The 14,444-nt window shown below is 45.5% G+C and carries 11 protein-coding genes; 6 read left to right on the top strand and 5 right to left on the bottom strand.

Features of this window, described 5'->3' with window-relative positions:
• Nucleotides 1-37 precede the first annotated feature (37 nt).
• The 3 genes from secA to dapF form a co-directional block, all read right to left on the bottom strand.
• Nucleotides 38-3,412, bottom strand: coding sequence for a preprotein translocase subunit SecA (gene secA / locus C1N53_RS14225; protein ID WP_137759939.1), 3,375 nt, complete (start codon nucleotides 3,410-3,412; stop codon nucleotides 38-40).
• 271 nt (nucleotides 3,413-3,683) lie between these two features.
• A complete protein-coding gene (locus C1N53_RS14230) occupies nucleotides 3,684-4,199 on the bottom strand; it encodes a GNAT family N-acetyltransferase (protein ID WP_137759940.1) in 516 nt (171 codons plus the stop codon).
• 24 nt (nucleotides 4,200-4,223) lie between these two features.
• A complete protein-coding gene (gene dapF / locus C1N53_RS14235) occupies nucleotides 4,224-4,997 on the bottom strand; it encodes a diaminopimelate epimerase (RefSeq protein WP_137759941.1) in 774 nt (257 codons plus the stop codon).
• A 108-nt stretch (nucleotides 4,998-5,105) separates the two neighbouring features.
• Here dapF and C1N53_RS14240 point away from each other — a divergent pair, with 108 nt between their 5' ends.
• The 4 genes from C1N53_RS14240 to C1N53_RS14255 all read left to right on the top strand — a co-directional run bounded on the left by C1N53_RS14240 (nucleotide 5,106) and on the right by C1N53_RS14255 (nucleotide 8,258).
• Nucleotides 5,106-5,996 (top strand): class I SAM-dependent methyltransferase, encoded by an 891-nt coding sequence (locus tag C1N53_RS14240; RefSeq protein ID WP_137759942.1) that lies wholly within the window; start codon nucleotides 5,106-5,108, stop codon nucleotides 5,994-5,996.
• 223 nt (nucleotides 5,997-6,219) lie between these two features.
• Nucleotides 6,220-6,774, top strand: coding sequence for a hypothetical protein (locus C1N53_RS14245; RefSeq protein ID WP_137759943.1), 555 nt, complete (start codon nucleotides 6,220-6,222; stop codon nucleotides 6,772-6,774).
• A gap of 1 nt (nucleotide 6,775) precedes the next feature.
• The gene (locus C1N53_RS14250; RefSeq protein ID WP_137759944.1) at nucleotides 6,776-7,228 is read left to right on the top strand and encodes a hypothetical protein; all 453 of its coding nucleotides are present in this window, start codon (nucleotides 6,776-6,778) and stop codon (nucleotides 7,226-7,228) included.
• Nucleotides 7,229-7,313: 85 nt separating this feature from the next.
• Nucleotides 7,314-8,258, top strand: a complete 945-nt coding sequence (locus tag C1N53_RS14255; RefSeq protein WP_137759945.1) for a phosphatase — start codon at nucleotides 7,314-7,316, stop codon at nucleotides 8,256-8,258.
• 133 nt (nucleotides 8,259-8,391) lie between these two features.
• On the opposite strand, the gene C1N53_RS14260 is transcribed toward C1N53_RS14255, so the two are convergent.
• On the bottom strand, nucleotides 8,392-10,758 hold the full coding sequence (locus C1N53_RS14260; protein ID WP_137759946.1) for a hypothetical protein: 2,367 nt from the start codon (nucleotides 10,756-10,758) through the stop codon (nucleotides 8,392-8,394).
• A gap of 205 nt (nucleotides 10,759-10,963) precedes the next feature.
• On the opposite strand from C1N53_RS14260, the gene C1N53_RS14265 reads away from it, so the two are divergent.
• Both C1N53_RS14265 and C1N53_RS14270 read left to right on the top strand, forming a co-directional pair.
• Nucleotides 10,964-12,031 carry an Ldh family oxidoreductase gene (locus C1N53_RS14265; protein ID WP_137759947.1) on the top strand — a complete coding sequence of 356 codons (1,068 nt, stop codon included), beginning with the start codon at nucleotides 10,964-10,966 and terminating at the stop codon, nucleotides 12,029-12,031.
• A gap of 12 nt (nucleotides 12,032-12,043) precedes the next feature.
• A complete protein-coding gene (locus C1N53_RS14270) occupies nucleotides 12,044-12,379 on the top strand; it encodes a hypothetical protein (RefSeq protein WP_240773230.1) in 336 nt (111 codons plus the stop codon).
• A gap of 155 nt (nucleotides 12,380-12,534) precedes the next feature.
• On the opposite strand, the gene dnaK is transcribed toward C1N53_RS14270, so the two are convergent.
• Nucleotides 12,535-14,397, bottom strand: coding sequence for a molecular chaperone DnaK (gene dnaK / locus C1N53_RS14275; protein WP_137759949.1), 1,863 nt, complete (start codon nucleotides 14,395-14,397; stop codon nucleotides 12,535-12,537).
• Nucleotides 14,398-14,444 lie beyond the last annotated feature (47 nt).

A 14,444-nucleotide genomic window follows, 5' to 3' on the forward strand; every position in this document is an offset into this window, starting at 1 on the left:
AAACAGCCACTAATTTCTTAGTGGCTGCTCTGCTGATTTAGTCTTCTAACAGTACACACCGGTTATCTAACAGGTCTTGCTCAACGTTTTTATACTTAACGTCTTTCAAAACCCTGCCATCCATATACTGCACGCTTACCCGGTCGTTACGACCAGCTACTTTCTGCGAGTGAGCCGGCAATATTTTTTCCGGTGCAGGCGACTGCATAGTGGTGGAGCCGTTACTGCCTTCTAGTGAAGAGTGTACTTCTTCTTTTTTCTCGCGTAAGACAGGCGGCTTAGGTGCTGCAGGTTGAGGGCGTGGTGCCTGTACCTGATCCGGAGCCTGAATCGGAATATAAGCGTGGAAAAGGAAGTTAATCGTTTCTTCGTTTACCTTACCGATCATGCGCTTGAACAACTCAAAAGATTCGAACTTATACACCAAAAGCGGATCTTTCTGCTCGTAAACAGCATTCTGCACTACTTGCTTCAGGTCGTCCATCTGGCGAAGGTGCTCTGTCCAGGCCTGGTCAATTACTCCTAATGTAATCACTTTCTCCATCGAACGGATCAGCTCCATGGCATGTGATTCGTAGGCTTTGTTCAGGTTTGCCACCGCTGCTACCTGGCGTTTGCCGTCTGTAAACGGAACAGCCACATTCTCGATCATTGGTCCACGGTTCTGGTGAATGTCTGTAATGATAGGGTATGCATGTTCTGAAATCTGCTTGTTTTTATCCAGGTAATGGTTCAGTGCCTCGTTATACAGGCGCTCAGCCAGCTGGTTTGCAGAAACAGATTTGAAATCATCTTCTGTAATGGCAGTATCAATACCAAACACGCGGATAATATGCAGCTGGAAGTTTTCGTAGTCGCTGGAGTTTTTGTAGCTAACCACCATGTCTTCGCTGATATCATAAATCATGTTCCAGATATCCAGCTCCAGGCGCTCCCCATACAGGGCATTTCTGCGACGCTTGTAAACTACCTCACGCTGTGCGTTCATAACGTCGTCATACTCCAGCAAGCGCTTACGCTGGCCGAAGTTATTTTCTTCTACTTTCTTCTGTGCACGTTCTATTGAGTTCGTGATCATAGAGTGCTGAATTACCTCTCCTTCTTCCAGACCCATACGGTCCATCAGGCGGGCAATTCTATCTGAACCGAACAAGCGCATCAGGTTATCTTCCAACGATACAAAGAATTGTGAAGAACCCGGATCTCCCTGGCGACCAGAACGACCACGCAACTGGCGGTCTACACGGCGTGACTCGTGGCGCTCTGTACCAATGATAGCCAGACCACCTGCTGCTTTAGACTCTGGTGTAAGCTTAATATCGGTACCACGGCCAGCCATGTTGGTAGCAATGGTTACTGTACTTGGCTTACCAGCTTCTGCTACAATGTCGGCTTCTTTCTGGTGCAATTTCGCGTTTAGTACCTGGTGCTTAATTTTACGCAGGGTAAGCATGCGGCTCAGCAACTCCGAAATCTCAACCGAAGTAGTACCCACCAGCACAGGCCGGCCTTTTTCAGTAAGTTCTACAATTTCGTCGGCTACAGCATTATACTTCTCACGGGTGGTTTTGTAAACTTTATCGTGCTCGTCTTTGCGTTGGATTGGTTTGTTGGTAGGAATTACCACCACATCCAGCTTATAGATATCCCAGAACTCACCAGCCTCCGTTTCAGCAGTACCGGTCATACCAGCCAGCTTGTGGTACATACGGAAGTAGTTCTGCAGCGTAACCGTAGCATACGTCTGTGTTGCATCTTCTACTTTTACGTTTTCCTTCGCCTCTATTGCCTGGTGCAAACCATCCGAATAACGGCGGCCTTCCATCACACGCCCGGTCTGCTCATCTACAATCTTCACTTTATGATCTGGCGTTACGATATACTCTGTATCTTTCTCGAACAGCGTATATGCTTTCAGCAACTGGTTGATTGTATGCACACGCTTCGACTTCTCCTGGAAATCGGCGATTAATTGCTCTTTTCTGTGCAGTTGCTCCTCATTAGACAAAGATTTATTGTTCTCTATATTGGCAATCTCTGTACCGATGTCTGGCAGAATAAACAGGTTCGGATCTTCGCCCTGGCCTGTGATCAGGTCAATACCTTTTTCGGTAAGCTCGATCTGGTTATGCTTTTCATCAATAGTGAAGAAAAGCGGCTCATCAGCCTCAGGCATCATGCGGGAGTTGTCCTGCAGGTAGTGGTTTTCTACCTTCTGCATGATGGCTCTGTTACCTGTCTCACTTAAAAACTTAATAAGCGGCTTACTCTTAGGCAGACCACGGTAAGCTCTGAAAAGAGATAATCCGCCGTCTTTATCATTTCCTTCTTTGATCAAGCGTTTTGCATCGGTAAGGAAATTATTAACCAGCTTGCGCTGCGCCTCTACCAGCATGGCAATACGTGGTTTCAGCTGATAGAACTCATGCTCATCGCCACGCGGCACAGGACCAGAAATGATCAGGGGAGTACGGGCATCGTCAATCAACACAGAGTCTACCTCATCGACCATGGCATAGTGGTGCTTGCGCTGCACAAGGTCTTTAGGCTCACGCGCCATGTTATCACGCAGGTAATCGAAGCCAAATTCGTTGTTGGTGCCGTAGGTAATATCGGCACGGTAGGCATTACGGCGTGCCTCAGAGTTTGGCTGGTGTTTATCTATACAGTCGATGGTAATGCCATGGAACTCAAATAAAGGAGCCATCCATTCAGAGTCACGGCGTGCCAGGTAATCGTTTACAGTTACCACGTGTACGCCACGCTTAGACAGTGCGTTAAGGAAGGCCGGAAGAGTTGCCACTAACGTTTTACCTTCACCAGTTGCCATTTCGGCAATCTTACCCTGGTGCAGCACAATACCACCGATCAGCTGCACATCGTAGTGCAACATTTCCCAGGTTATTTCATTACCTGCTGCTGTCCATTTGTTTGCCCAGATGGCTTTATCACCATCAATCTGCACGTTAGGTTTACGGGCCGCCAGTGTACGGTCAAAATCATTGGCGGTAACAACTAACTGGCCGTTCTCTTTCCAACGGCGCGAAGTTTCTTTTACAATAGCAAAGGCTGCCGGCAATACCTCCATCAGTACTACTTCCAGCTCTTTGTTACGGTTCTTCTCCAGCTCATCAATTTCAGAGAATATATTCTCTTTCTGCACAATATTTAGTTCAGGCTCATCGGCAATGCGCTTGTGCAAGGCAGCAATATTTTCGTCGATAGGCTTTAAGCGCTCATCAATAATGGCTTTCACCTCTACTGTTTTATGGCGAAGCTCATCATCAGACAAGCTGGCAAGTCTGCCGTATTCTTCGTTTATCTGAGATACGTAGGGTATAACACCCTTGATATCTTTGTCGGACTTGGTTCCGAATATTTTCGCAACGGTTTTACCGAAAAAATCAAACATCTGTATTGTTGTTCTTAAATGAAATCCTGTGTTTGCAATATCGTCAAAATTAGCTGTTTTTTTGAGATATTCATTGTTATGTACTAAAACAATACCACATTAACAGCCACATAGGTTATCTGCCATATTTGCCGGAGTAAAGAGGCTTCTTTTCCTGCTATATCTATTTAACCTAAAGTTCATGCCATAAAAGGTAAGAGGTGGCAATGTGGCAGTAAATATTAACAATTTATAACCAAAACAGCCGGGTATAAAGTTTCAGTAAAGTCCTTTAGAATAATAGCTGAAATTCAACTACATCTTCCCAGCCCTCCGGCAACCGGAGCCATTGCTTTCGTACGCCAACTTCTGTAAAACCTGCTTTTCGGAAAAGGTGGATGCTCGGCAGATTGCCCGCCGAAACTGAACAATACAACTGGTGCAATTGTAATGTAGCGCGGCAGTACTGCAGAAGCAAGTCAAGCGCCTCAGCAGCATGCCCTTTACCTCTGTTCTCACGCTCTACCATAATGCCAATACCCGCTCTTTGGTGCAGAGGTTCAAAATCATACAGATCGATAGCACCAATGGCCCTGTGCTCCAGGTTGCAGATAACCAGGCGAAGTTGTTTGATGCTGTAAATATCGAGGGTAGCATTTTCGAGGTAGGCCTCCAGCACAAATTTAGAATAAGGCGTAAGGGTATTGCCGATATGCCATACAGCTATATCATTTTCCAGGGCATATAAAAAGTCAAGGTCAGCAGGTTCTAAAGCGCGTAAATAAGTATTATCGGACTTTAGAAACATACTGACCTTGTTTATATTTTCTGTTTAAAGGGCTACAGTACCTGAATAAACTAATTTGGCCGGGCCAATAAGGTAAATCTGGTGAAAGCCTTCTCCGGCACGTTTAAAAGTAACCTGCAGTTCGCCCCCGAGTGTTTTTACCGAAACAGGGCTTTCTGCTCCCTCCATACCGGCAACGAGCGCACATGCCGTTACACCTGTACCGCAGGAAAGAGTTTCGTCCTCCACACCACGCTCGTAAGTACGCACGTAGATTTCATTTTCAGAAAGACGTTCTACAAAATTAACGTTTGTGCCTGCTGCTCTAAACCTGTCGTTGTAGCGCACGGCACGGCCATCGGCAAATGCATCCAGCTCCTGCACATTCTCTACAAAACGCACATAATGCGGAGAACCTGTATTCAGGAAATAATCTTCTCCAACCTGCTCTACACTTGCCACATCGTTCATTTTGAGGTGAATTAAATCACGCTCTACACTTGCCTGATGCTCTCCGTCGGCTGCTAGAAAGTGTGCCACATCTTCTATTAAGCCTAACTGGCGGGCAAAACGCACGGCACAACGTGCTCCGTTCCCACACATAGAGCCTAAACGGCCATCTGCGTTAAAGTATACCATCTCGAAATCGTACTCGGGATGATCCTGCAAAAGAATAAGGCCATCGCTGCCAATGCCCATGCGCCTGTCGCAAAGGCGGTTAACTAAAGCTTCGTCTTTAGCCGGAAAAGTGAGCTTACGGTTATCGACCATTACAAAATCGTTACCCGTGCCCTGGTATTTGTAAAAGTTTAATGCCATGTTTTATAAACATTTAAAACTGCAGATACGTGCCTTTTTCAGGTTCCATCTATTAGTAGTACTTTTGTAGCCACTATTGGCACGTAGCCTGATATAAACAGCAAAGATATGTATTCCTTTTTAACAACAGAAAACTGGCCCGACTATGAATTAATAGATTCAGGAAATTTTGAAAAGCTGGAGCGGTTTGGCCAATATTATGTGGCACGCCCTGAGCCCCAGGCTATTTGGGATAAGCACCTGCCGGAGCAGGAGTGGCAGCGCATGGTACAGGCCTACTTTAAGCGCGACAAGGGCAGCTCGGAAAAAGGGCAGTGGCAGTTAAAGAAGGGGATGCCGGAGCAATGGTATATCAACTACCAGTACAACGATATGAAATTACGCTTCCGGTTAGGCTTATCGTCTTTTAAACATGTAGGCTTGTTTCCGGAGCAGGATAACAACTGGAAGTTTATTTACGACACGACCCGCAAACTGAAGACGCAACAGCCAAAAGTACTGAACATGTTTGCCTATACAGGTGCGGCCTCACTGGCTGCTAAAGCCGCAGGTGCCGACATTACCCATCTGGATTCTGTAAAGCAGGTAAACTTTTGGGCACGTGATAACATGGAAGCCAGCAACCTCGACAATATTCGCTGGATTGTTGAAGACGCCATGAAATTTGCCCGCCGCGAAGTAAAACGCGGGAACACTTATAATGGGATTATACTAGACCCACCAGCCTATGGGCGTGGACCGAATGGCGAAAAGTGGCAGCTAGAAGATGAACTGAATGAGCTGATAAAGCTATGCCAGCAGATGTTGGATAAAACAGACTACTTCCTGCTGATAAACCTGTACTCCCTGGGCTTCTCGGCCCTAATCCTGAATAACCTGATGCGCCTGACTTTTGGAGATCAGATCAGAAATGAGGAATTGGGAGAAATTTACCTGCATGATAGAGGGGAACGTAAACTACCCTTAGGCACTTTCTTCAGGTTTACCTCTGCTAAATAGCAGCACTTTTCTTAAATTCCACCAGTGGCTTCAGGCTTGCCTGGCACATATTAATGTAAAAACCTGAAGCCACTTTTTATTTTTTAAGTAACCCGTAAAGTTGAACAAAGAAGCCCTGTTATATACTAGTGTGGGCTCTTTACCTGAATTTTCTGGTTAAACTTTACCTTATTCTTGAACCGAAACAGCCGTGTGAAGTAGCTGCCGGTTCAGAAGCATAAACATGAAAAAGCTAATCAAAAAATTACCTTTTCTGTTAATCATCCTGCTGCAGACCTCTTTCTTGCTGGCCATAGTGCTTGAGAAATTAAACATTGTTCCAATTCTGATCTTTGTAGTAGCCATCTCTATTTTAGTGCTGATAGCTTACACTAAAGTACCCACACATCAGGATAAACACTTAAGAGAAGACTTCTTTGCAGTGGTGTTTGTCGTGCTGGGAGCTGTGTTAACCTTCTACCTCAATGTAACTATTCAACTGGGTCCGGTGATTGCAGCAGGAACAACAGGTACTATCGCTTCCTTTATCCCGGAGTTAAATAGAAAGTCAGTTTTATTAAGAGAGGTTCCTGCTTCTGCTTATTGCGGTGCTTTTGTAGGCATGTCCAGCCCGAGTATAGCCGGCAATATTGTGTTTATACTTTTTGCCAGCTTTGTAGCCGGACTACTTCTTGTCTTCTCAAAAAATATTTTCAGAGGGTTTGGCGGCAAACTTGGCACCATAGCTTTCGGAGGCGTGGCTGTAGCTTATATTATTATCTTTCTTTTCCTTTCATGAAATGAACGCAGCTATTTTAATTATAACGGGGGCTTTTGCTGCTGTATGCACTTATGTTTTCAACGAGAAATTGAGGCAGGGCCCTGTGCGCTCCTCTGCTGCTTTATCATTATCTGTAGGATTGTTTTTCTACTTCTTCCCGAACCTGCTTTCAGGGTATCTTACCACAAATATTCCGATTGTCTTTATAGGATCTTCCTTTATCGGCATGGTTTCGTCAAGCGTGGTTCATAATTATTATATTATAGCTACCTCCGGTGTCATTTTCTCCCTTATTTACCTGAACACCAGCAAATTTTTCACAGGTTACGGGGGAACACTGGGCACTGCTGCTTGCATCTCACTATTGGTGGCCATCAGTTTACCTTTCTTCTTAAACAGAAAAAAGATAAGCAACGGATACCTGGTACTCAGGAAACTGATCTTTCATAAGAATAAAGCGAAAAGCAGGTAAGACCGGCGTGTGGCACTTGCATCAGGCGCTTCGGATCAATATCTTGCAGATAAACTCGTAATTTCAATTCTCAAATTTCCGCATCATGAACAAACGCCTGGCGCTTATTGATATGGGTACTAATACATTTCACCTGCTTATTACAGAGGTAGATGAAAACGGCATCAGGAAAGACCTTGTAAAAACAAAGCTTCCTGTAAGGTTGGGGCAAGGCGGAATAAGCAATGGCGCCATAGCACCAGAGGCCTATGAACGGGCACTGAAAACACTGCGGGATTTCAGAACTCAAATTGATGCCCACGAGGTAGATACAGTGCGGGCTATGGCCACCAGCATGGTGCGCAACGCTTCCAATGGAGATGATTTTGTTAAAGATATTTATAAGCAAACCGATATACAGGTAGAGGTTATTTCAGGTGAACGCGAAGCAGAATTGATTTACTATGGCGTACGGTCTGCCGGGGTGCTGGATGAAAAAACTGCCCTTATCATTGATATAGGTGGCGGTAGCATAGAATTTATAATCTGCAACGAAGATGCTATCTTCTGGAAGCGCAGCTTTGAAATAGGTGCTCAGCGGCTTATGGATATGTTTTTTCAACAAGATCCTATACCAGCTGAAAGTATAGCAGCAGAAAAAGATTACCTGAAAGAGAAACTACAGCAGCTTTCTGAAGCAGTAGCCATGCATAAGCCGATGGTTTTGGTAGGCTCTTCGGGTACGTTCGATACACTTTGCGATATTGACGCACTTCGGAAAGGCGATACTTCCCGTATACAAAAACAGCCAGCAGCTTCTTCTATATCTCTCGAAGATTTTTATGCTGTGCACCACGACCTGCTTCGCAAAAACCACGACGAACGATTAGCAATACCTGGCATGCTGGAAATGCGGGTTGACATGATCGTGCTGGCCAGTATAGTAGTAGATTTTATTTTAGAAACATATCAGTTGGAAGAGATAAGGGTTTCCGCCTATGCCCTGAAAGAGGGAGTGCTACAACAGGCGCTGCAATTTGAGGATCTGTAAATGATATAGGTATAATTTGTGCTGCCTGAACCACCATTTTTATACGCTTAGCACCAAGTGAAAAGGCCTCTGATATTTTCACTTAGAAAAATCAGAGGCCTTTTTATAGCTGTTCCCTGAAGACAACACAAACCTACCCCTTCGCCAGCCTCTTTTTCTCTTTCTCATAGGCTTTGCCTAGCTGCTTCAGCTTTTTGTTGCCGTTGGTATAGGTAGCTGACAGCGCTTTGGGAGTACCTGCAGCCCCAGCCGATGCATCTTTTAGTGCCAGCTGTTTACCTAACTGCTGCTGTACCTTTTTTGTTTTCCCTTTGCTATAGCCTTTATCCAGAAGCGATGTCAGAAGTTGCATAGCAATTTTTTCCTGCTGCCTGTTAGCATAATAACCAATTACAGCGGCTGTAAAAGACTGTTTTTGGTTATCTCTTGCAAAGTTGAACAATGAGATATGATTTAAGCCAAACTTGCCAACCTGTTCGGCTAAATAGTACTTTTCTGCTTCTTCATAGGCAGCGATAGCCTCAGTAAACCTGCTTTTAGTAACCAAATGGTTAATGTTCTCCAGCATTTGCTGATAACTCACGGCTTTGGCTATAGCCATTCGTCCGTCGGTGGCCGTAAACGTTGCAATATTGCAGGCAGGCATTCCTGCCGCCACTTTTAATGCAGCCTGGTATGCCTGATCTGCAGCCAGGTACTTTTTCCCTTTTACAAGCTCCCTGGCATTCTCCTGATGCTTATCATAAGCAGCTTGCGTATTAATACACTCCTGCGTCTGAATGCGCTCTGTCAGCTGCTTATAGCGGTCAACAACTTCTTTATCCTGCTCCAGGGCAAACCTGTTTTGCATATCCAGTGCTATGGAGGCAGTAGCACGAGCATCAGCCAGGCTGTTTCGCATTGCCTGCTCATACCCCTGGCGGAGTTTCTCTATCAATACAGGTTTAGCAGCCTGTTGTGCTAATGGACCAAGCTCTCTTACCGGCTGAAAAGCATAAGTATGCTCTAAATCCAGCGCCGCCTCAAACTGATAGAGCGCCTCCTGATAATTTCGGGCACTTAAGTATACTTTACCCTGGTCGATGTGGCGCAGGTAGTACTGTTGCTTTACTTTATTCTGCAGCTCATCTGCTTCACGGGCATCGGCTAAAACATGTTTGTAATCTCTCTGAAACGTCTGGGCATCACTTGCGGCACGCTCCGCATTCACTAAATCGTTACGGGATAAAAACCGACGGCCATCCTCTACAATAGCGCGGTATGCACCGTACGCTGCTCTGCCCTCTCCCTCATTTAAAGCAGGTAAATTGCAGCGTAAGCCCCCGATGGCGCTACAGAAGTTTCTTGCCTGCCCAAATGTCGCCAAAGCACTTTGGTAATCGCCCCGGCTGGTAAAGTTATTTCCATTTACAATGTAGGCTCCATAGATATCTTGTGCCAATGCCAGGCCTATTTGTGCCGTCTGCGGATCTATACGCATGCGCGTCATGATATCGAGTGTGCGTGTGGCGGCCTCTTTTATATAGCCATTTATAAAATCGAGACGAGCCATTTGCAGGTGTGCCGGTGCAAAGGCGGGGTTTACTTCTATCGACTTTGCAAAATAAGCCTGGGCTACCGAAGCATTGCCGGCATTCATATAAGCAATCCCCTTGTTGTAAAACTGCTGATCCAGCGTAGCCAGCGCATGATTAATAGCACTTCTTTTTGCCTGCAGGTTTTGCTCCAGCTCCGACATCTTTGCAAGCAGCTTTTGCGGGTCATGCTGCTTCAGGTTCAGCTTTTCTCTGTAAGATGCCTTCTTTAAACCTTCGAAAGTCTCTTCTAACTGCTTCAGGTTTCTGTCATGCAGTGTCATCCGGTCAACATCTTCTGCAGATATGCTGTAAAGCTGCTGCAAGGCCTGGTTAATAGATGCCTCGGCCGCATAATAGCTCTGAATCAGATCTAGGTGCTGCTGCAAATGCACTATACTTTCGGCTGAGTAAATCAGTTCTTTTTCCTCAACTTTCAGCATGAATCGCTGTACTGTCGCAGTATCAGGAATCGTTGCACTGATTAGAGTAAGACGGTCTTTGTGAAACGCAGTGGTCTGGCTCCAGGTGGCAATTTCTTTATTCTGGCTGTTCAGCAGCTTAGCGCTATACTTTACCTGATCTGGTAGTAAAGCCGAGCCTAAATGAAAGCCCCTGTAAATTACATCTCCAGTGATATTTATTTTATCTAACACTACACTAACCCGGAGGTTATCTCCTTCGTCGATAACACGTGCCTGTTGCTCATATTTAACCACAAACTCCGGCTTTCTGTTAGGCCTTCCTCCTCTATCGGGTTGCACGTTGCCTTGCAGCAGATTTATGATGCTATGAATGCTTGCCTGGCTGTTACCTGCTTTAATCAGATAAGATTCAGGCAGGGTTTCATCGAATAGGAGCTTCGATTGGGCGGTAGCCGCAAAAGCTACCAGGAGGAATACCGAGAAGAGTAAAGCTTTTTTCATAACAGTAAATATTAGCTACTATAGCAAAAACAAAATCTGTTCCATAAACAAGGGTAAGTATAAAAGCATAGCTAAAATCAGATATTTCCTCTACAAAAGTGGCTAAAATGTCTCTTTGTCTGGCAGAACAATTGCACACAGAGAACTAAAGCTCATGCATTCCCTTATTTATTTGCTAATTTACCGCTTCAAAGTTCTGATAATCATGTATCCGTACCGACAATTATTTGATTTTACCCAAGATATATTCCTGAGCATGGGCTGTCCGCCCGAAGATGCAAAGCTGGCAACAGAAGTCTTATTGGAAGCTGATTTGCGCGGCGTAGATTCCCATGGTGTTGCCCGCCTAAGTGGTTATGTAAGGCTATGGGAGGCAGGCCGCATTAATGTAAAGCCGAAGCTCACTATTGTGCACGAAACTCCTAGTACGGCCACCGTAGACGGCGATAGTGGCCTTGGTTTGGTAATAGCACCTAAAGCAATGGATATTGCCATACAGAAGGCACACCAGGTAGGGACCGGTTGGGTTTCTGTGCGAAACTCTAACCACTTCGGAATTGCAGGTTATCATGCCATGGAAGCACTGGCAAAGGATATGATTGGCTGGGCAATGACAAATGCCAGTCCTTTAGTGGCCCCCACTTACTCAACAGATCGGATGCTGGGCACGAATCCTATCGCTGTTGCCATCCCTACCAAAAACCAACCTGCTTTTGTAGCTGATTTAGCAACTGCAGCAGCAGCCAACGGTAAACTGGAAATTTTGCAGCGAAAAGAAAAGAAAGCTCCTATCGGGTGGATTCAGACAGCTGAAGGACAACGTACCACAAACGCACACGAGCTAAAAGAAGGCGGTGCTCTGCTTCCGCTGGGCAGCGACAGAACGCACGGCAGCCACAAAGGATATGCCCTGGCTTCTATCGTTGATATTCTCTCTGCAGTACTTTCTGGTGCTAATTACGGGCCCTGGGTACCTCCATTCGTTAGCTTTCTTTCTCCTCCCGATGATCCTGTAGGCAAAGGAATAGGCCATTTTCTGGGAGCTATGCGAGTAGATGCCTTCCGCCCTGCCGATGAATTTAAAGAGCACATGGATAACTGGATTACGACTTTCCGGAACGCCAAGGTAAAGAAAGGCGAAAAAGCTGTGCTTATACCGGGCGACCCTGAGCGTGAAACGACGCAAAAGCGTCTGAAAAAAGGTATTCCGTTACTGCCTCCCGTAGAAAAAGACCTGGAAATGCTGGGCAAAAAATTTGGTGTAACTTTCTGAGGCACCATTCCCATGAGCAAAGCAGCATCATTTTTTTCGGTAACTGGCTTAAGCAGCAGCAGGCGAAGCCTGGTGATGCAGGTGGTGGCGTGGATTCTGAACCTGGCATGGCTAGGTATAAATTATTTCTGGAAGCTGGTACCTGTGGCAGTCTTGGTTGCTATACCTGTCCTGTTGCTCCTGTATGCCTTTGTTGCCCTAATTGCCTATATCTACTGGGGAATGCGGCAGGTAAAAGAAGATGAGGCACCTTATGCCAATGTAATGGTAGGCGTTATCGTTGCTCTTACACTGCTATACCTTAATTTTAAATTTTTACAGTTTATACTACAGCTTTCTGATGTATAACATTATCAGGTACAGGCTGCAAAATAAGAAAGGCTGCCAATCGTGGCAGCCTTTCTTGCTATAGTGCTTTTAATTATTTCAGTACCCTTTTACAGTTTCAGGCCAAACACCTTTACCTGCTGCTACAAAGAGAATTGTGGAAATATAGCATTATACTACTCTATCTTCTTACCAGCCATTGCCTGTTTTATAGAAATTTGCATAACACGTTCAGCAAAGGGACTCGTTTGCTCTTCCAGCACATCTACTGCTTTTAGTATAGTGTCTTTATCACCGCTGGTTAACACCTCCCGCAGCTTCTGCACATTGGTTCTGGTCAGATTAATCTCGTCTTCGGTCAGGTGTTCGCTGTTCTTTTCGAGGAAGCGCTCTACCTGGTACAGCATCTGTTCGGCCGTTGTACGTGCTTCTATCACCATACGGGTACTTACATCTTCTCGGGCGTGGGTAATAGAATCCATCAGCATCTGCTCTACCTGTTCATCTGTTAAACCATACTGCGGTTTAACTTCTACTTCCTGCCTTACTCCGGAGCGTAGTTCTATCGCTTCTACTTTCAGAATACCGTCTGCATTCAGAATAAAGTTTACATCTACTTTCGGAAAACCAGCTGGCATGGCAGGTATTCCTTTCAGGTCGAACTCAGCCAGCTTGCGGTTTTCTTTTACCAGGTCACGTTCCCCTTGATAAACAGATATTTTCATGTTTACCTGGCCATCAATGGAGGTGGTATACTGTCGGCCGGCCTTCGTAGGTATTTTTGAATTTCTGGGGATAATAGAATCCATTAGGCCACCCATTGTCTCTATACCTAGTGTAAGTGGCGTTACATCCAGCAACAGGATATCTTTTCGGTTACCTGCCAGAATATCGGCCTGGATAGCGGCACCTAAGGCGACAACTTCATCCGGATTAAGTGAATTGTTGGCAGGCTTACCAAAGAAGTCGGATACTGCCTTGTAAACCATCGGCACACGTGTAGATCCGCCTACCATAATAACGGCATCAATCTGCTCTGCTGTCAGGTTGGCATCACCCATAGCCTGGCGGCAGCTTTCTATCGTTTCAGCTACTATAGGCGCTATCAGCTCTTCGAATTTATGGCGTGTAATACCACACTGTATGTTGTCGCTTATCTGGCTGACATATACTTGCTGCTGGCTTAGCGCTTTCTTTGCTTCTTCTGCTTTCAGGCGTAGCTCCTGCGACAGGTTTTTATCTTGGTTTACAGTATCTGCAACCAGCTGGTTCTCGCTGATCCAGTAGTTGATGATAGCTCTGTCCAGGTCGTCGCCTCCAAGGTATGTATCACCATTAGTCGAAAGTACCTCAAATATACCTTGATGTATACTTAGAATAGAGATATCGAATGTGCCTCCGCCTAAATCATAAACGGCAATTGTTTTTTCTTCCGAAGGATCAATACCGATACCGTAAGCAAGAGAAGCAGCTGTAGGTTCGTTAACGATACGCAGCACCTCCAGCCCAGCCAGTTTACCAGCATCGCGCGTTGCCTGCCGTTGCGAATCGTTAAAGTAAGCCGGAACGGTAATAACGGCCCGGTTTACAGGAGTTTTAAGCGCATGCTCGGCCCGTTCCCGCAGCTCCCGCAGTATTTCTGCAGACAATTCTATTGGAGAATAAAATTTATCTCCTACTCTGATCTTAACCAGACCTTCGCTGTCATCATCGATAATTTTATAGCCGAAGTAATCTTTATGCTCTCCAAGGTCTTTATATGATTTACCTAACAGGCGCTTTACAGAGTAAATAGTATTGGCAGGATCTGAAATGAGGTATTCCTTTGCCTCATTCCCCACAATTGTTTCGCCGTTCCGTGTGAAGTGTACCACCGATGGCACAATGCTACCACGCCCCTGGTCATTGATAGCTAATGGTGCTTTATCTTCCGGATGTATATAGGCTACCAAACTATTGGTAGTTCCGAGGTCTATACCTACTATCACCTCTTCTTGTTGAAGAGCGCCTGTAGAAAGGTTTATTGCAACTTTTGCCATAGTTTCTGAATATATGTGAAGCCGCCACTTACCAGTAGCAGCATTAT

Origin of the sequence: Pontibacter sp. SGAir0037 (assembly GCF_005491705.1) — a bacterium.
GTDB lineage: Bacteria > Bacteroidota > Bacteroidia > Cytophagales > Hymenobacteraceae > Pontibacter.

What these genes read in the sequence shown, in the direction of transcription:
- C1N53_RS14270 (WP_240773230.1), top strand. Translation starts at nt 12,044, where the DNA reads ATGAGCAAAGCAGCATCATTTTTTTCGGTAACTGGCTTAAGCAGCAGC.
- C1N53_RS14260 (WP_137759946.1), bottom strand. Translation starts at nt 10,758, where the DNA reads ATGAAAAAAGCTTTACTCTTCTCGGTATTCCTCCTGGTAGCTTTTGCG.
- C1N53_RS14250 (WP_137759944.1), top strand. Translation starts at nt 6,776, where the DNA reads ATGAACGCAGCTATTTTAATTATAACGGGGGCTTTTGCTGCTGTATGC.
- dapF (WP_137759941.1), bottom strand. Translation starts at nt 4,997, where the DNA reads ATGGCATTAAACTTTTACAAATACCAGGGCACGGGTAACGATTTTGTA.
- C1N53_RS14245 (WP_137759943.1), top strand. Translation starts at nt 6,220, where the DNA reads ATGAAAAAGCTAATCAAAAAATTACCTTTTCTGTTAATCATCCTGCTG.
- C1N53_RS14255 (WP_137759945.1), top strand. Translation starts at nt 7,314, where the DNA reads ATGAACAAACGCCTGGCGCTTATTGATATGGGTACTAATACATTTCAC.
- dnaK (WP_137759949.1), bottom strand. Translation starts at nt 14,397, where the DNA reads ATGGCAAAAGTTGCAATAAACCTTTCTACAGGCGCTCTTCAACAAGAA.
- secA (WP_137759939.1), bottom strand. Translation starts at nt 3,412, where the DNA reads ATGTTTGATTTTTTCGGTAAAACCGTTGCGAAAATATTCGGAACCAAG.
- C1N53_RS14230 (WP_137759940.1), bottom strand. Translation starts at nt 4,199, where the DNA reads ATGTTTCTAAAGTCCGATAATACTTATTTACGCGCTTTAGAACCTGCT.
- C1N53_RS14240 (WP_137759942.1), top strand. Translation starts at nt 5,106, where the DNA reads ATGTATTCCTTTTTAACAACAGAAAACTGGCCCGACTATGAATTAATA.
- C1N53_RS14265 (WP_137759947.1), top strand. Translation starts at nt 10,964, where the DNA reads ATGTATCCGTACCGACAATTATTTGATTTTACCCAAGATATATTCCTG.